Below are 19,201 nucleotides of genomic sequence, written 5' to 3'. Positions count from 1 at the left end.
CGTCCAGCCTAGGAACTTCAAGTACTTGAAGTCAAAGCGCGCCCAGATGGTGTCTGGTCACCCTCCCCTGGTCCGCCTGGTCGGCCTGGGCGTCCGCCTGGTCGAAGCAGCCTTGGTCGGCCTGGTCCACCAGGTCCAGGGCCTGCCGGGCCAGGTCCGGGGCCAGGGCATTCAGCCAGTGGATGCGCGGATCCCGGCCGAACCAGCCCATCTGCTTGCGGGCCAGGCGCTTGGTCTTCTGCGCTATCAGCTCGAAGGCGGCATCCAGGTCGGTGCGGCCGTCCAAATAGTCCAGAATCTGCTGATAGCCCAGGGCGCGTGAGGCCGTGGTCCCCAGGCGGTTGCGCAGCCCGCTCACCTCATCGACCAGCCCCTGGTCCCGCATGGCCTGGGTGCGTCGGTCGATTCTGCGGTCCAGCTCATCCCGGGGCAGGTCCAGCCCCAGCTGCAGGGCGGGCAGCAGGTAGCGGTACCGGGGCAGGCTGGCCGAATAGGGCCGTCCGGTGATCTCCATGACCTCCAGAGCCCGCACGGTCCGCCGCACATTCCGGGGGTCCATCCGGGCCGCAGCCTCCGGGTCCCGCTCCTGCAGCTGGCGGAAGAGCAGCCCGGGGCCCTCCTTTTGGGCCCGCTCCTCCAGCCTGGCCCTGACCGCCGGGTCGGTGCCGGGGAAGGACAGATCGTCGATGACCGCCCGGGTATAGAGCCCGGAGCCGCCGACGAGAATGGGCCGGATTCCCTGCGCCCGCAGGTCGGCTATCAGGGACCGGGCCATGGTCTGGAAGCGGGCCACGCTCATGGCCTCCTCCGGCTCGATGATGTCGATCAGGTGGTGGACCACCGCCTGCCGCTCCCCTGCCGAAGGCTTGGCCGTGCCCACGTCCATCCCCCGGTACATCTGGTAGGCATCGGCATTGACGATATGAGCCTCCTGCCCGCGCGCCCGGAGAGCCTGCGCCAGGGCCACGCCCAGGGCGGTCTTGCCCGAGGCTGTGGGACCCACGATGGAGACGATGCGGGGTTCAGCGGATGTCATAGACCTGCCCCGCCCGAGGATCCGGGTCAGCGATCAGATAGTGGGGCCCGGCCTGGGTGACGGTGCAGGTGACCAGGTCCCCGGGCTTTGGCGCAGGCCTCCCCTGGGGCACCCCGACGTGGACCAACACCCCAGTGCGCTCATGCCCGGTCACCCGATGGGTGCTGCCGTCGTGCCGGCCGTGCCCGTCGCCGATCAGCACTTCCACCTCTTTGCCCAGAAAGTCCTGCATATGCTCCATGGTGATGGACTCCTGAAGGGCCTGCAGCCGCTCGAACCGGTCCTGGACCACGGCCTTGGGCAGCTGGGACATGCGGGCGGCCGGAGTGCCCGGACGAGGCGAATATTCAAAGATAAAGGCCGACGAGAAGCGCGCCCGGCGCACTACATCCATGGTGGCCTGGAAGTCCTCTTCGGTCTCCCCGGGGAATCCCACGATGATGTCGGTGGTGATCAGGGCATCGGGCATGGCGGCCCGCACCTTGTCCAGTATCTGCAAAAAGCGCTGGGACCGGTAGGAGCGCCTCATGGCCCGCAGAATCCGGTCGGAGCCCGACTGCAGGGGCATGTGCAGCTGGTGCATGACCGTGGGCGTCTCGGCCATGGCGGCGATCACATCGTCGGTGAAGGCCGCCGGGTGAGGCGAGGTGAAGCGGATCCGCTCCAATCCAGGCACCCGGCCGCAGGCGCGCAGGAGCCGGGCGAAGGCGAAGCGGTCCCCCGTGGACCAGCCGTAGGAGTTGACGTTCTGCCCCAGCAGGGTCACCTGGCGGGCCCCGGAGCGCACGCAGTCCTCAACCTCCTGCAGGATGTCGTCCATGGAACGGTCCCGCTCCCGCCCGCGCACCGAGGGCACGATGCAGAAGGTGCAGGTGTTGTTGCAGCCGACCGATATGGACACCCAGGCCTGCGTGCGCGAGGCCCTGACCGCCGGCAGCCGCCCGGGCAGATCCCGCAGCTCCTGCGTAACCCCCACCTGGGGCCGCCCGTCCTTGCGGGCCTTGTCCAAAAGCCCGGGCAGCGAGCCGATGTCCCTGGTGCCGAAGACCGCATCCACCCAGGGCGCCGCCTTCACGATCCGCTCCCGGTCCTTCTGGGCCATGCAGCCGCCCACGGCGATGCGCGTGTCGGGCTTGTGCTGCTTGAACCTGTGCCAGCGCCCGATGGTCCCGTACATGCGCTGGGTGGCGTTGTCGCGCACGGCGCAGGTGTTGAGCACCATCACGTCCACCTCGCGCGCGCGGACCTGCTCGGGCGTGGCCTGCTGGTAGCCCTGGGCCCGGAGCACCCCGGCGATCCGCTCGGAATCATGCTCGTTCATCTGGCAGCCCAGGGTCCGCACATAGTAGACGCCCCTGCTGTCCGTACGCTGAGCGGTCACGCTCATGCCCTCGCCTGCTTCCATAAGCCCTGATTGTATGCGCAGGTCGGGTCCCGCGGCCATCGGGGCCTGTGCGTACCATGAGTCATGGTTACGAACGGCGGCATGGGAGGTTCATGTGATTCTCGACCGTAACAGTGCCATGAGCGCATCCGAAATGAAGCAGCGACTGTCGGACTTGGACGAAAAGGACCGTCCCAAGCTGGACATCGACGAGATAACGGAATTCGTCAATCTCATGCAGACCTACGAGGGGGCCATGTATGAGATTTCGACCAAGCTGGACGTGCTGGACACGGAATTCCAGGTCCGGTTCAGCCACAACCCCATCCACCACATGGAGCGCCGGCTCAAGAGCGTGGACTCCCTGATCGGCAAGCTGCACCGCAAGAACCTGCCCGTCACCATTCCCTCGGTGCGCGATCACATCTTCGACGTGGCCGGCGTGCGCGTCATCTGCAACTACCGGGACGACGTCTACTCGGTCTCCCGCTACCTCTCCGACCAGTCGGACATCCAGGTGCTGAGGGTCAAGGACTACATCCGCAACCCCAAGATGAACGGCTACCGCAGCCTGCACGTCATCTACGCCGTGCCGGTCTTCCTGACCTCGGGCCCCCACTACACGCCGGTCGAGGTGCAGTTCCGCACCATCGCCATGGACTACTGGGCCTCCCTGGAGCACCAGCTGCGCTACAAGTCCGATCTGCCCGACGCCCGCCTGGCCGAGCATTCGCAGACCCTGCTGGACTGCGCCCGCTCCCTGCAGAACATCGAGGTGCAGATGCAGTCCATCCACCGCGACATCTCAGGTTCGCCCCAGGAGCAGGAGGCCGACGACGAAGCCATCAGCGGCAATGCCGATTAGCTGAATCGTCACAAATCCTTTACCATAGAAGCCAGGCCAGGTGGAAGGGTTGGGGCTTCCGCCGGGTCCCAGGAGGAGGCCCCGCCTGCAAGGTCGGGTCTCCTCCTGTACCACAATCCCTTAGAAGTCGAAGTTGTCGGGATCCGCGCCGGTGCGCTCGTCCCTGTTCATGGCGGTGATGGCCTTCATATCCTCATCGCTCAGCTCGAAGTCGAAGACCTGCGCGTTCTGCTCGATCCGCTCCTTGTGGGTGGACTTGGGGATGACGATCACCCCGCGCTGCAGGTGCCAGCGCAGCACGATCTGTGACGGGGAGCGGTCGTAGCGCTCGGCCATGGCCTTGAGCCTGGGGTCGGCCAGCAGGTTGCCGCCGGTGCCTCCCAGGGGGCTGTAGGCCTCCACGTCCACGCGCAGGGTGCCGTGGCAGTAGTCGATCAGGTCGTCGTTGACGAACTGGGGCGAGGACTCGATCTGGTCGACCGCCGGCTTGGTGCCGCTGATGGTGTGCAGCTCGTCCAGGTGGTGCTTCTGGAAGTTGCAGACCCCGATGGCCCGCACCCGCCGCTGGGTGTAGAGCTCCTCCATGTCCTCCCAGGCCTGCTGCCAGCCCTTGGCGGGCCAATGGATCAGGTAGAGGTCCAGGTAGTCCACGCCCAGCCTGTCCAGGCTCTCCTTGAAGGCCTCCTTGGCCCGCCCTGCACGGATGTCGTCATTCCAGAGCTTGGTGGTCAGGAAGACATCCCGCCGGTCAACCCCGGAGCGGCGCAGCCCCTCCCCCACGGACTGCTCGTTGCCGTAGATCATGGCGGTGTCGATGTGGCGATAGCCCGCCTGCAGGGCCCAGGTGACAGCCTGGCTGGTGGCCTCGCCATCGGGTGTTTGGAAGACCCCGAGCCCCAGCTGGGGGATGGTGACCCCATTGTTGAGGGTGATGACGGTGTCGGTAACGTTTCCGGTCATATAGTCATGCTCCTTATCGGCCGATCAGCGGCCGTGACGTGTTGTCTGTCCATTCTATCTGCCAGGGAAGATGGGAGGAGCTGTTGCTTAGGCCTACCGCCGTGCATTTGCATCTCGTGTGTTGTTTGCGGGCTGGGTGGTAGGGTGAAAAGCGGGGGATGTCGAGAAGACGGCTGGCTTTTGTCGTGACTCGTGCAATCTGTTGCACGGACTGGTATTGAGCAATAGGCGGCTTTCCGACAAGAAGAACTTTGTTATGCAAGCGGCGTTTGCTCCGCTTGGCATCTGGTGAAGGGGTTTTGGTTTGATGCATCTGGTTTCCCGTCTGCGCCGCATCCTGGCGATGATGATCGTCCTGCTGGGAATGCTTGCGGGCCTGGGCGTCGCATCCGCCCAGGCGGCGGATGCTCCTGTCCTCACCGGGGGGGGGGGGTCGTCAGACCCCTCGCGTAGCTGAGCAAACCCCCGGCATTCCCCCCAGCAGCGCAACCAGCACCCCGCTGCCCTCCCCATCGCCAATACAAGCCGCCACACCGTTAAGCCCGACAGCAAATCCAAGCATCCCGTCACCGACGACGACAACACCTGGCAACACGGACACCACACCGACTCAATCAGCCGACAAGACAGCTGATCAGGCTTCGCACACAGTGCGCTTCGACCCGGCCGACGGCAGCAAGCCCACACAGTCAACCGTGAAAACCGGCACGCTCGCCGCTCCCCCGCAACAGAACCCTCAACGTGAGGGCTTCCGGTTCGACGGGTGGACATACGACGGCCAGCCTTTTGACTTGCAGACCCCCATCCTCCAGGACACCACCCTGAAAGCCCAATGGTCGAAGACCGCGGACTGGACACTGAGCCCGAACCACGGGCCCGCCGCCGGCGCCCGGCTGACCATCAGCCCGCCCAACAGGCAGGAGCCTGGATTTTCCAGCGTTCACGCCGCCGGAGACCAGACTGTCGGCCTGACCGGCGACGGGCGCATCTACACCTGGACGCAGGACAGCACACCCAAGCAGGTTCCCGCCCCCGCCCAGGCCCCCGACGGGTTCCGCTACCTGCAGGCCGCAGCCGGCAGCCGATCGCAGGCCGCCCTCGGATCCGACCAGCGGATATACACCTGGGACAGCGGACAAACAACGCCCACCATCCTCGACACCGGCAAGGATGCCAGGTTCACCAGCATCAGCACGGACGACGACCTCCTGCTGGCGGTGGACCGGCAGAGCCGGGTCCACGCCTATCAGGCCAGCAATGCCGACAGCCAGAACCCGGAACTTATACAGCAGGCCGCCATCAGCCTGCCCGGGCAGGCGCAGGCCGTCACCGCTGCGGCCTCCGCCAGCCAGGCGCTCATCGTGGACGAGGACGGGCAAGCCTGGACCTGGGAGATGAGCAAGACCGGAAAAACCAAATGCGTCAAGCAGCAGCCGGAAACGCGCATCGTCCAGGCGCAGGCCCTCAACCAGGGGTTCCTCCTCCTGGACGCGGACGGGCAGGCCCGGTACCTGGCTGGCAGCACGGCAAGCATGACCCCAGTCAGCCTGCCGGACGGCGCGCAGGCCAACAGGATCACCGACAACAAGGACCAGGCCGTCATCACTGATGCGGACGGCCACGTCTGGGCCTGGAAGCCTGGCGAAGCCCCCAAGCGCGCGGACGACGGGAGCCAGCAGTACGTGCAGGCCGCCGCTGCCGGCGGCGGGATCGCCGCCATCAGCAGGCAGGGCGGCATGCTCGCGTGGAGCCTGGACGGGCAGGGCCAGCCCGGCAAACCCGACAGGCTAGGCACCACTGCTGCGCCCACCTTGGCATCAGCCAGCCTGGACGGCCAGGCGTTGTCGCTCAGCAGGAGCAAGGGCTCCTGGCGGGCTGAAGCTCCTGCCCGCAAGCCGGGACAGGCCGCCATCCTCATCACGGGCAGGCAGGACGGGCAGCCTTTCGCCAGGAGCCTTGCGTACACGGTCGACCAGCCGCCGGCACGGGCTGCGGAGCCAGGATCCGCGTTCACGGCCCGCTTCGACACGGGCGGAGGAAACCCCAAACCAGCAGACCAGCATGTCTCCTCCCCGTACGGGAGGGCGAAGCGCCCCTCCCCCGACCCTGCGCGGGAAGGCTACCTGTTCGACGGCTGGTTCACCGGGGATGTCGCCTACGATTTCAGCAGGCCCGTCGACAAGGACCTGACCCTGACCGCCCACTGGACGCCCGCAGGCCGGAACACCAAGTGGAGCATCAGCCCGGACAAGGGCAGCCAGCTGGGCAGGGAACCCACGACCATCACCCCGCCCGACAACGCCAGCCGGGGCATCAGATTCAGCCAAGTCAGCGGATCAACAAACCCCAGCTATGGTTTTTCCTTGGCGGTGGGCAGCGACGGCAACGCCTACGCCTGGGGAAACAACAACGATGGCCAGCTCGGCAACGGGACGAGAGACGACAAGCATGCGCCGGCCATGGTGAAGACGCCCGACCGCAGCACGTACCCGGACCTGCCAGCGGATTTCACCTACGTGCAGGTCAGCGCCGGATACTTTCATTCCCTGGCCGTGGGCAGCGACGGCAACGTTTACGCCTGGGGATACAACGGCAGTGGCCAGCTCGGCGACGGGACAACCATCGAGCGGCATGCGCCGGTCAGGGTGAAGACGCCCGACCGGAAGACGTACCCGGACCTGCCAGCGGACTTCACCTACCTGCAGGTCAGAGCCGGAACCAATCATTCCCTGGCCCTGGCCAGCGACGGCAACGTTTACGCCTGGGGATGGAACGGCTATGGCCAGCTCGGCGACGGGACGAGTGCCAGCAACCGGTACACGCCGGTCAGGGTGAAGACGCCCGACCGCAGCACGTACCCGGACCTGCCAGAGGATTTCACCTACCTGCAGGTCAGCGCCGGAGAGCTTTATTCGCTGGCCGTGGGCAGCGACGGCAACGTTTACGCCTGGGGAAACAACAATAATGGCCAGCTCGGCGACGGGACAACCATCGAGCGGCATGCGCCGGTCAGGGTGAAGACGCCCGACCGGAAGACGTACCCGGACCTGCCAGCGGACTTCACCTACCTGCAGGTCAGCGCCGGAGCCTATCATTCCTTGGCCCTGGGCAGCGACGGCAACGCCTGGGCATGGGGAAACAACCAGTATGGCCGGCTCGGCGACGGGACAAGCAGCAACCGGTACACGCCGGTCAGGGTGAGGACGCCCGACCGCAGCACGTACCCGGACCTGCCAGCGGACTTCACCTACCTGCAGGTCAGCGCCGGAGGCGATCATTCGCTGGCCGTGGGCAGCGACGGCAACGCCTGGGCATGGGGATGCAACTGGGCTGGCAACCTCGGCAACAACACCGCCAGCGGAACCAGTGACACGAATCCTGTTCCTATTCGCGTGCGCGACCCCGCCAGCCCCACCGACAAGAGCCAAGGACTGCAAGCCGCACAGGTCAGCGCCGGAGCCAATCATTCCCTGGCCGTGGGCAGCGACGGCAACGCCTGGGCATGGGGATGGAACGGCTTAGGCCAGCTCGGCGACAACAGCACAAACGACAAGTCGGCTCCTGTGCCGGTGGTGTTCAACCTGCAGCTGGTGATCACCGGTGTCAGATTCGACCAGACCCCCGCATCAGGGCTGACGCGCGGCGACGGCAGCAGCGTGAGCGTGACCACGCCCGCGCACCAGCCGGGCACGGTCACCGTCAGCGTGGACTACACGCTGGGCGGCACACCCCAAACGCCCGACACTTCTCTCCGATACACGTACCTGCCCGCAGGCGTGCTCCCCAAGGCAGGCGGGGAAGGCATCCTGCTCGCCCTGGCCACCGGCATGACCGGCATGGGCGGGGTCCTGGCCTCACGCCGCCACCGGAGGGAACAACACCAGCTGCTTCACGCTTCGCACGAGTAAGAGCGGCCGGGCGGCGTATCAATCCCCCCGCCCCCGGCCCATCAAGGGGGAGCAGGGAGGAAACGTGTCAATCAAGGCTCAAACCCCAAGAGAGCCGACACTTCCCTCCCGCGCCCCCCACCACACTCCGTCCAGCCTGCAAAGTCTGGACGGCACATCAGGAGAGGGGCAACCGCCATGGCGGGATACGGGCATGCAACCACCCCACCATGGCGGCCACCCCCACCCGATCCTAGCCAGCCCCTTTCATGCAATTTCATAATTGCCCTAAGCAGCCGACTATGCCCAATTACTGCAATCACAGCCGTCGGGCGTTTGGATCCGGCTTGTGTGTTGCTTGTCAAACCGGTGGTATGGTGAAAAACAGGGGTAACGGGAAGACGGCTGGCTTCCGCCACAGTTCCTGCAATCCGGTGCAGGGTTGGCGTTGAAAGACAGGACGGCTTTCCGGCAAACAAGACGCTTTTAAGCGAGCCGCTGGCTCCGCTTGGTGTTGGTGAAGGGGTTTACGAGTCATGCATCTGGTTTCCCGTCTGCGTCGCGCGTTGGCGATGATGACCGTCCTGCTGGGCCTGCTGGCAGGCCTGGGCGTCGCATCCGCAAACGCGGCGGACGCTCCTGTACTCACCGGGGGGGGGGGGTCGTCAGACCCCTCGCGTAGCTAAGCAAACCCCCGGCATTCTCCCCAGCAACGCAAAAAACACTCCACTGCCCTCGCCATCACCGCTGACACCTTCTTCGCCACTGAGCTCCACGACACCAAGCCCAAACACCCCGCAATCGTCAACAAGCAGTCCGGACAACACAGGATCCGCTTCAACCAAGCCATCCGATAGTGATGATCACACTTCACACATAGTGCGCTTCGACCCAGCTGGCGGGAACGCGCCTACTCAATCAACCGTGAAAACCGGCACGCTCGCCGCTCCCCCGCAACAGAACCCAGTGCGCGAGGGCTTCCGGTTCGACGGATGGACACACGACAACCAGCCTTATGACTTCCAGACCCCCATCATCCAGGACACGACCCTGAAAGCCCAATGGTCGAAAACCACGGACTGGACACTGAACCCTGATCATGGGCCCGCCTCCGGCGCCCGGCTGACCATTAGCCCGCCCAGCCCGCAGAAACCCTGCTACGTCAGCGTCCAAACCGGAGGAGACCAGACTGTCGGCCTGACCGGCGACGGGCGCATCTACACCTGGACGCAGGACAGCACACCCAAACAGGTTCCCTCCCCCGCCCAGGCCGCCGACGGGTTCCACTACCTGCAGGCCACAGCCGGCAGCCGATCGCAGGCCGCATTAGGATCAGACCAGCACATCTACACCTGGAACAGCCAACAAGCGACACCCGTGATCCTCGACACCAGCCAGAGCAGCAGGTTCACCAGCATCAGCATGTATGATGACCGGCTCCTGGCCGTGGACCGGCAGGGACAGGTCCACGCCTTCCAAGACAGCCAGACCGGCAGCCAGAATCCGCACCAGAAGCCCGTCGAGCAAACCACAACCAGGCTGCCGGGGCAGGCGCAGGCCGTCCTCGCCGCAGCCTCCGCCAGCCGGATCCTCGCCCTGGACGCAGACGGGCAAGCCTGGACCTGGGACAAGAACAACACCGGAAAAGCCGAACCCGCACGCATCAAACAGCAGCCCGGCATGCGCACCGTCCAAGCCCAAGCCCTCAACCAGGGGTTCCTCCTCATGAACGCGGACGGGCAAGCCCGGTACCTGGCCAACACCGCAGCCGATTCCACTGCCGTCAACCCGCCAGAAGGTATGAAAGCCAGCTCGGCCGCCACCAACAATGACCAGGCCATGATCGTCGGCAAAGGCGGCCGCCTCTGGACCTGGAAGCCCGGCGAAGCGCCCAAGCGCGCAGACAACGGGAACCGGCAGTTTGTGCAGGCAACAGCTGCAGGCAACAGGATCATTGCTATCAGCAGGCAGGGCGACATATATAAATGGAGCCTGGACGAGCAGGGTCAGCCCGGCAAGCCAGCCAGACTCGACACCAGCACCGACTCCACCCTGGAATCAGCCAGCCTGGACAGCCAGCCGCTCAAACTCAGCAAGATCAGCAGCATCTGGCAGGCGGAAATCCCCGGCCACAAGCCGGGACCAGCCACCATCACCATCATCGGCAGGCAGGACGGCCAGCCCTTCACCAGGAGTCTCAACTACACGGTCGACCAGCCGCTGACACGAGACGACCAGCAGGGCACCACCCACACCGTCACCTTCAATGCGGACGGAGGAAGCCCCAAACCCGCAGACCAGAACATCTCAAACACCTACGGCAGGGTAAAGCGGCCCACCCCTAACCCGACGCGCGAAGGCTACCAGTTCGACGGATGGTTCATCGGGGAAGTCGCCTACGACTTCAGCAAGCCCGTCACCAAGGATCTGACCCTGACCGCCAAGTGGACTGAAAGCGGGAACGACAAGTGGAGGATCAGCCCCGACAAGGGCAGTCAACTGGGCAACGAATCCACCACTATCGCCCCGCCAAACACCAGCCGGGGCATCAGATTCAGTCAGGTCAGCGGATCAAAATACGAAGGTTATTATTCCTATGGTTTTTCCTTGGCTGTGGGCAGCGACGGGAACGCCTACGCATGGGGAAACAACGAATATGGCCAGCTCGGCGACGGGACGAAAACCAACCGGACCACACCGGTCATGGTGAAGATGCCCGATCGCAAAACGTATCCTGACCTGCCGGCGGACTTCACCTATGTGCAGGTCAGTGCCGGATACTATCATTCCCTGGCCGTGGGTAGCGATGGATACGCCTACGCATGGGGAAACAACGACAATGGCCAGCTCGGCAACAAGACCAGCGGCGGGTATTCGACTGTTCCTGTGCGCGTGCGCGACCCCGACAGCCCCTACGATACGAGTAAAGGACTGAAAGCCGTACAGGTGAGCGGCGGAACCTATCATTCGCTGGCCGTTGGCGCCGACGGGAACACCTACGCGTGGGGATACAACAGCTCTGGTCAGCTCGGCGACGGGACAACCACCAGCAGGACTACGCCGGTCATGGTGAAGAAACCCGATCCCAAGACGTCTACAGATGTACCTGCAGATTTGGCCTACGTGCAGGTCAGTGCCGGATACGAGCACTCGCTAGCCGTGGGCAGCGACGGATACGCCTACGCATGGGGAAACAACGAATATGGCCGGCTTGGCAACAATAGCAACGATTACTATGCAGATTCGTCTGTTCCGGTACGCGTACGCGACCCCGCCAACCCCACCGATACGAGCAAAGGACTGCAAGCCGTACAGGTGAGCTGTGGAACCTATCATTCGTTGGCCGTGGGCAGCGACGGATACGCCTACGCCTGGGGAGACAGCAGCAATGGCTCGCTCGGCAACAACAGCAGCGTTCATTATCCGAATCCTGTTCCTTTGCGCGTGCACGACCCCGCCAACCCCTACGATACGAGCAAAGGACTGCAAGCCGTACAAGTGAGCGGCGGATACTATCATTCACTGGCCGTTGGCAGCGACGGATACGCCTACGCATGGGGATACAACGCCTTTGGTCAGCTTGGCAACAGCACCAGCAACTCTTCAACTGTTCCTGTGCACGTGCGCGACCCCGCCAACCCCACCGACTCGAGCAAAGGACTAAAAGCCACACAGTTCATTGCCGGAGACCATCATTCGCTGGCTGTGAGCCCAAACGGATACACATACGCCTGTGGATACAACGCCTTTGGCCAGATCGGCGACCGCACCACCTATAATGCATATGTTCCTGTGCCGGTGATGTTCAACCTGCAGCTGGTGATCACCGGCGTCAAATTCGACCGGACTGTCGTATCAGGCCTGACGCATGGCAAAGACAATAGCGTCACCGTGCTCACGCCAATACACGTGCCGGGCACGGTCACGGTCAGTGTGGACTACACGGTGGGCGGCATACACCAGCAGCCCGATACTTCCCTCAGATATACATATCTGCCTGCAGGCGTGCTCCCAAGGGCCGGAAGGGAGGGCATCCTGCTCGCCCTGGCCACCGGCATGACCGGTATGGGCGGGGTCCTGGCCTCGCGCCGCCATAGGAGAGAACGGCACAGGCTATTGCATACTTCGCACGAGTAAGACAGGCCGGAGGCGGATCAAATCCCCCCACCCCCGGCTTACAACGGGGGCGCACGGAGGAATGCCGCATTCAAGGCTCATCCCCAAGAGAGCCGGCACTCCTCTTGCGCCCCCACCACCACACTACTGTCGACTGCCGCGGTCAGGAATTGAGAGCAGATGCACGCCCCGCCTCTGCAATGGGAAGAAGGGAACTTGGGCAAACCGATCAAGCGGCACAGAACCCCAAGTCAGCTCGGCCTTCGTCCGTGCTCCCACTACTGGATAATTTGTAAACAAACGCTTTTCCTCAACCAAAAAATTCATTGTCATCGATGACTGACCCGGCTCGTGTGTTGTTGACGGGCTGGGTGGTAGGGTGAAAAACGGGGGATGTCGAGAAGACAATTTGCTTCCGTCAGGATTTGTGCAGTCTGTTGCACGGGCTGACCTCGAGCATTGGGCGGCTTTCCGACAGGTAGAACTTTATTAGGCAGGCGGTTCTGATACCGCTTGGTGTTTGGTGAAGGGGTTTTGGTTTCATGCATCTGGTTTCCCGTCTGCGTCGCATCATGGCGATGATGACCGTCCTGATCAGCCTGCTGGCAGGCCTGGGCGTCGCATCCGCCCAGGCGGACGCTCCCATACTCACCGGGGGGGGGGGGTCGTCAGACCCCTCGCGTAGCTAACGGAACCCCCGGCATTCTCCCCAGCAGCACTCCAGTCACCCCGCTATCCTCGCCATCGCCGATACAACCAGCCACACCATTAAGCCCCACACCAGGAACCCCGTCATCGACGACGGGAACGCCTGACAGCGCAGACGCCGCTCCTTCCAAATTAGCCGACAAGACAGATAATCAAGCTTCGCATACCGTGCGTTTCGACCCGGCCGACGGCAGCAAACCCACCCAAACGAGCGTGAAGACCGGGACTCTCGCCGCTCCCCCGCAACAGAATCCTGCGCGTGATGGTTTCCTGTTTGACGGGTGGACATACGACAACCAGCCCTTCGACTTGCAGACCCCCATCCTCCAGAACACGACCCTGAAAGCCCAGTGGTCGAAGACCACGGACTGGACGCTGAGCCCGGACCACGGGCCCGCCTCCGGCGCCCGGCTGACCATCAGCCCGCCCAGCAGACAGGAACCTCAATTCGCCAGTCTTGATGCCGCCGGAGACCAGACCGTCGGCCTGACCGGCGACGGGCGCATCTACACCTGGACGCAAGACAGCACACCCAAGCAGGTTCCCGCCCCCGCCCAGGCTCCCGACGGGTTCCGCTACCAGCAGGTTGCAGCCGGCAGCCGCCGGCAGGCCGCATTGGGATCCGACCAGCGGATATACAGCTGGAACAGCCAACAGCCCACGCCCACCATCCTCGACACCAGCCAGGATGCCAGGTTCACCAGCATCAGCACGGACAATGACCTCCTGCTGGCGGTGGACCGGCAGGGACAGATCCACACCTTCCAAGACAGCCAGAGCACGAGCCCCAAGCCCGACGGACAGGAAACACTCAGCCTGCCCGGAAAGGCGCAGGCCGTCACCGCCGCAGCCTCCGGCAGCCGGATCCTCATCGTTGACGCGGCCGGGCAAACCTGGACCTGGGACACGAGCAAGACCGGAAGCGCCAAACCCGAACGCATCAAGCAACAGCCGGAAACCCGTATCGTCCAGGCCCAGGCCCTCAACCAGGGGTTCCTCCTCCTGGACGCGGACGGGCAGGCCCGGTACCTGCCAGACGACACTGCCGCCATGATCCAGCTCAGCCTGCCGGACGGCGTGCAGGCCAGCTCGACCGCCGCCAACAAGGACCAGGCCGCCATCACTGATGCGGACGGCCACGTCTGGGCCTGGAAGCCCGGCAAGACCCCCGTCCGCGCGGACGACGGGAGCCAGCAGTACATGCAGGCCACAAGCACCGGCAGCAGGATCACCGCCATCAGCAGGAAAGGCGGCTTGTTCGCGTGGAGCCTGGACGGGCAGGACCAGCCAGGCAAGCCAGCCCGAATCGACACCACCCAGGCACCCACACTGGAATCAGCCAGCATGGACGGCCACACATTGACGCTCAGCAGGAACAACGACTCATGGCAGGCGGACATGCCCGCCCACAAGCCCGGACAAGCCGTCATCACCATCGCTGGCAGCCAGGACGGCCAGCCCTTCACCAGGAGCCTCGGCTACACGGTCGACCAGGCACTGACCAGAGACGGCCAACAGGATTCCGCCTACACGGTCCATTTCAACACTGGCGGAGGAGGCCCGACCCCACAGGACCAGAGCATCCAGCCAGTCTACGGCAGAATCCAGCGCCCCACGCCTGATCCGATGCGCGAAGGCTACCAGTTCGACGGGTGGTTCACTGGGCAGGTCGCCTACGATTTCAGCAGGCCCGTCACCACAGACCTCACCCTCACCGCCCACTGGACGCCAGAAAAAGCAAGCAACACGTGGGGCATCAGCCCCAATAAAGGCAGCCAGCTGGGCAACGAGACCACCACCATCACCCCGCCAGACAGCGCCAGCCGGGGCATCAGGTTCAGCCAGGTCAGCAGCGGAGGGTACATGATCAACGATCAGACGGGGTATTCGCTGGCTGTGGGCAGCGACGGGAACGCCTACGCCTGGGGCAACAACAAGTTCGGCCAGCTCGGCATCGGCACGACCGCCCAGCGGAACACGCCCGTCCCGGTGCCGAAGCCTGCAGGCGCGCCCGCGGATTTCACCTACGTGCAGGCTGATGCCGGCGGCTACCATTCGCTGGCCATCGGCAGCGACGGGTACGTGTACGCCTGGGGGCTCAACGACCACGGGCAGCTCGGCAACAACACCAAGTCCAATTCGTCAACACCCGTGCGCGTGCACGGGCCCGGCAACACCGGCGAAGGGCTGAAAGCCATCCAGGTCGCCGCAGGAGCCTGGAACTCCATGGCATTGGCCGCCGACGGCACCGTATACACCTGGGGCAGCATATCCAGAGGATGGAGCTATGACTGCTCAAGCGCGCAGACCGTGCCCATAACAGTCAAGGATCCTTCGGATGCGAGCGGCGTCCTCCACGCCGTGCAGATCAGCACCAGCTGGTCCTTCGACATGGCCCTCGGCCAGGACGGGTACGTGTACACATGGGGCTACAACGCCGACGGCCAGCTCGGCAACAACACCAGCGACGGTACCAGCACCAACATCTTCCACCCCACGCCCAGCCGCGTGTTCGCCACCGGCAAGTCCACAGCCGCAGCAGGCCCATGGCTGAAAGCCGTCCAGGTGAGCGCCGGCGGCTGGCATGCACTGGCCATCGGCGAGGACGGAACCACCTGGGCATGGGGACAAAACAGCCATGGCCAGCTCGGCAACGGCACCACCACCGGAGAAGAAGGTGCGAATCCTGTCCCCGTGCGCGTGCAATACCCCGCGAATGCAGGCACAGTGACAGCCACGCAGGTCAGCGCGGGAGTTAAGTTCTCGATGGTCATTGACGAAGATGAGAACGTCTGGGCATGGGGAATGAACGGTAAAGGCCAGCTTGGCAATAACTCTACCAGTGACCGACATTCCCCGGTAAAGGTATTCGCCTCCATGCAGTCCCCGAGTTCGACCGGCCCGTGGCTGAACGCCATACTAGTGAGTGGCAGTTGGTATTATTCACTGGCGATTGGCACAGATGGAGTCGCCTACGCCTGGGGATGGAACAGCTCTGGTCAGCTCGGCAACGACAACATCCCCACAGGGGCAAACAACAGTAAAGCCCAGAGCCCTGTTCCTGTGCCGGTGTCGTTCAACCTGGCTCTGGTGATCACCGGCGTCAGGTTCGACCAGACCCCCGCATCAGGCCTGACGCGCGGCGACGGAGGTAGCGTGAGCGTGTTCACGCCCGCGCACCAGCCGGGCACGGTCACCGTCAGCGTGGACTACACGCTGGGCGGCGCACCCCAAACGCCCGACACCTCCTTGAAGTACACGTACCTGCCAGCAGGCGTGCTCCCCAAGGCAGGCGGGCAGGGCATCCTGCTCGCCCTGGCCGCGGGCATGACCGGCATGGGCGGGGTCCTCGCCTCCCGCCGCCACCGGAAGGAAACACGCCGACTGGTTCACGCTTCGCACGAGTAAGAGCGGCCGGGCGGCGTATCAATCCCCCCGCCCCCGGCCCATCAAGGGGGAGCAGGGAGGAAACGTGTCACTGAAGGCTCACACCCCAAGAGAGCCGACACTCCCCTCCCGCGCCCCCACCACACTTCCGCCTGCGGGGATACAGGCAGACCTCTCTTGTTTCCGCCCAGGAAGGGAGATGAACACAGCAGGGCAGGCAACAGGGCTTACCACCCGGACAAGCCTGGCCGCTGCCTGTTCTCCCCGTCCTGGCATAATTCCGTAACGTCAGCTGCCGAACTCGTTGTCTTCGGACGGCTGGCTCTGGCTTATGTGTGTTGTCTGCCGACCGGGTGGTAGGGTGAAAAGCGGGGGATGTCGAGAAGACGGCTGGCTTGCGCCATGGCTCCTGCAATCCGATGCAGGGCTGGCATTGACAGACAGCACGGCTTTCCGACAGGAAGAACTTTATTAGGCAGGCGGTGTTGATTCCGCTTGGTGTTTGGTGAAGGGGTTTTGGTTTCATGCATCTGGTTTCCCGTCTGCGTCGCATCATGGCGATGGCTGTCATCCTGCTGGGAATGCTGGCAGGCCTGGGCGTCGCATCCGCCCAGGCGGACGCTCCCATACTCACCGGGGGGGGGGGGTCGTCAGACCCCTCGCGTAGCTAACCAAACCCCCGGCACCCTCCCCAGCAACACAACCAACACACCACTTCCCACACCATCACCGATACAAACATCTACTCCATTAAGCTCCACAACACCGAGCCCTGGCACCCCGTCATCGCCGACGGATGCTACCGGCAGTGCAGAATCCGCTTCAACCGAACCATCCGATAAGACAGATGATAAGACTTCGCATACAGTGCGCTTCGACCCGGCCGACGGCAGCAAGCCAACACAATCAACTGTGAAAACCGGGACTCTCGTCGCTCCCCCGCAACGGAATCCTGTGCGCGAGGGCTTCTTATTCGGCGGGTGGACTCATGATGGCCAGCCTTTCGACTTCCAAATCCCAATCCTCCAGGACTCGACCCTGAAAGCCAAGTGGATCAAGACCACGGACTGGCGGCTGAGCCCGGACCACGGACCCGCCTCCGGCGCACGGCTGACCATCAGCCCACCCAGCCCGCAAGAACCCTACTACATCAGCATCCAAGCCGCAGGAGACCGGTTTGTCGGTCTGACCGGCGACGGTCGCATCTACACCTGGACGCAGGACAGCACACCTAAACAGGTACTTTCTCCCGTCCAGGCTCCCGACGGGTTCCACTACCTGCAGGCCGCATCCGGCAGCCGATGGCAGGCGGCGCTCGGATCCGACCAGAAGATCTACGCTTGGAACAGCCAACAGCCCACACCCACCATCCTTAACGCCGATGGGAACATCCGATTTACCAGCATCAGCATGAACGATGACCGGCTGCTTGCCGTGAACCAGCAGGGACGAATCCACACCTATCAGGCCAGCGATGCCGACAGTCAGGGTCTGAACCTGAAATTCACAAAGCAGGCCGCAACCAGCCTGCCTGGGCAGGCGCAGGCCGTCCTCGCCGTCGCTTCCGGCAGCCAGACTCTCATCGTGGACGCGGACGGGCAGGCCTGGACCTGGGACGCAAACAACACCAGGAAAGCCGAACCCGAACGTATCAAGCGGGACCCGGACATGCGCATCATTCAAGCCCAGGCTCTCAGCCAGGGGTTCATCCTCCTGGACACGGACGGGCAGGCCTGGTACCTGGCTGGCAACACTGCCAGCATGACCCCGGTCAGTCTGCCGGACAGCGCACATATCAGCAGGATCACCGCCAACAGGGACCAGACCATGATCGTCGGCAAGGACGACCATGTCTGGACCTGGAAGCCCGGTGAAGCACCCAAGCGCGCGGACAACGGGAATCAGTCATACGTGCAGGCTGCGAGCATCGGCAGCAGGGTCACCGCCATCAGCAGGCAGGGCAGCCTATACAGGTGGAGCCTGGACGGGCAGGGCCAGCACGGCGAGCCAGCACGGCTCGACACCACACAGGCGCCCATCCTGGAAACAGCCAGCCTGGACGGCCAGCCGCTCAAACTCACCAGGAACAACGACTCATGGCAGGCGCAGATGCCCGCCCACAAGCCGGGACCAGCCGCCATCACGATCACCGGCAGGCAGGACGGCCAGCCCTTCACCAGAAACCTCAACTACACGGTCGACCAGCCGCTGACACGAGCCGCCGAACCACGATCCACGCTCACGGTCCACTTCGACACGGGCGGAGGAAAACCAGAACCAGAAGACCAGAGTTTTTCCACCATAAACGGGAAGGCGAAACGGCCCTCACCCGACCCGACGCGCGAAGGATATCTGTTCGACGGATGGTTCATCGGGGAGGTCGCATACGATTTCAGCAAGCCCGTCGACAAGGACCTGACCCTGACGGCCAAGTGGACACCGAACAGCACGTGGAGCATCAGCCCGGACAAGGGCAGCCAGCTAGGCAGGGAATCCACCACCATCACCCCGCCCGACACAAGCCGGGGCATCAGGTTCAACCAGATCAGCGGAGGAAAAAGTTCCAACAACAGTTTTTCCTTGGCTGTGGGCAGCGACGGGAACGCCTACGCATGGGGAAACAACTACTATGGCCAGCTCGGCGACGGGACGAAAACCGACAGGACTACGCCAGTCAAAGTGAGGAAACCTACAAACGCACCTGCGGATTTCACCTACGTGCAGGTCAGTGCCGGATGGGATTGTTCGCTGGCCGTGGGCAGCGACGGGAACGCCTACGCATGGGGATTGAACAGCTCTGGCCAGCTCGGCGACGGGACAACCACTCAAAGGACTACGCCGGTCAAAGTAGGGAAACC

General features: G+C 63.9%; 11 protein-coding genes. 8 read left to right on the top strand and 3 right to left on the bottom strand.

The annotated features are described in order from the left end of the window. Positions 1-31: 31 nt before the first annotated feature. Both miaA and miaB read right to left on the bottom strand, forming a co-directional pair. Positions 32-1,036 carry a tRNA (adenosine(37)-N6)-dimethylallyltransferase MiaA gene (gene miaA / locus QRX40_RS06990; protein WP_313837288.1) on the bottom strand — a complete coding sequence of 335 codons (1,005 nt, stop codon included), beginning with the start codon at positions 1,034-1,036 and terminating at the stop codon, positions 32-34. Further along, the gene (gene miaB, locus QRX40_RS06985) at positions 1,023-2,441 is read right to left on the bottom strand and encodes a tRNA (N6-isopentenyl adenosine(37)-C2)-methylthiotransferase MiaB (RefSeq protein WP_313837286.1); all 1,419 of its coding nucleotides are present in this window, start codon (positions 2,439-2,441) and stop codon (positions 1,023-1,025) included. The genes miaA and miaB overlap by 14 nt, the downstream gene beginning before the upstream one ends. Before the next feature lie 133 nt (positions 2,442-2,574). Between miaB and QRX40_RS06980 the strand changes: the two genes are divergently transcribed. Next, positions 2,575-3,285: a GTP pyrophosphokinase family protein gene (locus QRX40_RS06980; protein WP_045924161.1), complete on the top strand. Its 711-nt coding sequence runs from the start codon at positions 2,575-2,577 to the stop codon at positions 3,283-3,285. Positions 3,286-3,405: 120 nt separating this feature from the next. Here QRX40_RS06980 and QRX40_RS06975 read toward each other — a convergent pair whose 3' ends face one another. Next, positions 3,406-4,245 carry an aldo/keto reductase gene (locus tag QRX40_RS06975; protein ID WP_313837283.1) on the bottom strand — a complete coding sequence of 280 codons (840 nt, stop codon included), beginning with the start codon at positions 4,243-4,245 and terminating at the stop codon, positions 3,406-3,408. 307 nt (positions 4,246-4,552) lie between these two features. On the opposite strand from QRX40_RS06975, the gene QRX40_RS06970 reads away from it, so the two are divergent. From QRX40_RS06970 to QRX40_RS06940, 7 genes are all read left to right on the top strand, one after another. Further along, positions 4,553-4,702 carry a hypothetical protein gene (locus tag QRX40_RS06970; RefSeq protein ID WP_313837281.1) on the top strand — a complete coding sequence of 50 codons (150 nt, stop codon included), beginning with the start codon at positions 4,553-4,555 and terminating at the stop codon, positions 4,700-4,702. Between the two features lie 193 nt (positions 4,703-4,895). After that, positions 4,896-8,153, top strand: coding sequence for an InlB B-repeat-containing protein (locus QRX40_RS06965; protein WP_313837280.1), 3,258 nt, complete (start codon positions 4,896-4,898; stop codon positions 8,151-8,153). A 903-nt stretch (positions 8,154-9,056) separates the two neighbouring features. After that, positions 9,057-12,269 carry an InlB B-repeat-containing protein gene (locus QRX40_RS06960; protein WP_313837279.1) on the top strand — a complete coding sequence of 1,071 codons (3,213 nt, stop codon included), beginning with the start codon at positions 9,057-9,059 and terminating at the stop codon, positions 12,267-12,269. Positions 12,270-12,790: 521 nt separating this feature from the next. Continuing rightward, positions 12,791-12,937 carry a hypothetical protein gene (locus QRX40_RS06955; protein ID WP_183129728.1) on the top strand — a complete coding sequence of 49 codons (147 nt, stop codon included), beginning with the start codon at positions 12,791-12,793 and terminating at the stop codon, positions 12,935-12,937. 187 nt (positions 12,938-13,124) lie between these two features. Beyond that, positions 13,125-16,364 (top strand): InlB B-repeat-containing protein, encoded by a 3,240-nt coding sequence (locus QRX40_RS06950; RefSeq protein WP_313837277.1) that lies wholly within the window; start codon positions 13,125-13,127, stop codon positions 16,362-16,364. 503 nt (positions 16,365-16,867) lie between these two features. Then, positions 16,868-17,014 carry a hypothetical protein gene (locus QRX40_RS06945; RefSeq protein WP_313837276.1) on the top strand — a complete coding sequence of 49 codons (147 nt, stop codon included), beginning with the start codon at positions 16,868-16,870 and terminating at the stop codon, positions 17,012-17,014. A 196-nt stretch (positions 17,015-17,210) separates the two neighbouring features. Next, positions 17,211-19,201, top strand: a 1,991-nt coding sequence (locus QRX40_RS06940) for an InlB B-repeat-containing protein (protein ID WP_313837274.1), incomplete at its 3' end; no start/stop codon positions are given.

The sequence above is a fragment of the Bifidobacterium sp. H6bp9 genome, assembly GCF_032193695.1.
Lineage (GTDB): Bacteria > Actinomycetota > Actinomycetes > Actinomycetales > Bifidobacteriaceae > Bombiscardovia > Bombiscardovia kimbladii.
The sequence above is the reverse complement of the archived record's forward strand: the minus strand, read 5'-3'. Positions and strand labels throughout refer to the sequence as shown.

Excerpts from the sequence above, each read along its gene's own strand:
- QRX40_RS06970 (WP_313837281.1), top strand. The coding sequence starts at position 4,553 with ATGCATCTGGTTTCCCGTCTGCGCCGCATCCTGGCGATGATGATCGTC.
- QRX40_RS06945 (WP_313837276.1), top strand. The coding sequence starts at position 16,868 with ATGCATCTGGTTTCCCGTCTGCGTCGCATCATGGCGATGGCTGTCATC.
- QRX40_RS06975 (WP_313837283.1), bottom strand. The coding sequence starts at position 4,245 with ATGACCGGAAACGTTACCGACACCGTCATCACCCTCAACAATGGGGTC.
- QRX40_RS06955 (WP_183129728.1), top strand. The coding sequence starts at position 12,791 with ATGCATCTGGTTTCCCGTCTGCGTCGCATCATGGCGATGATGACCGTC.
- miaB (WP_313837286.1), bottom strand. The coding sequence starts at position 2,441 with ATGGAAGCAGGCGAGGGCATGAGCGTGACCGCTCAGCGTACGGACAGC.
- miaA (WP_313837288.1), bottom strand. The coding sequence starts at position 1,036 with ATGACATCCGCTGAACCCCGCATCGTCTCCATCGTGGGTCCCACAGCC.
- QRX40_RS06980 (WP_045924161.1), top strand. The coding sequence starts at position 2,575 with ATGAAGCAGCGACTGTCGGACTTGGACGAAAAGGACCGTCCCAAGCTG.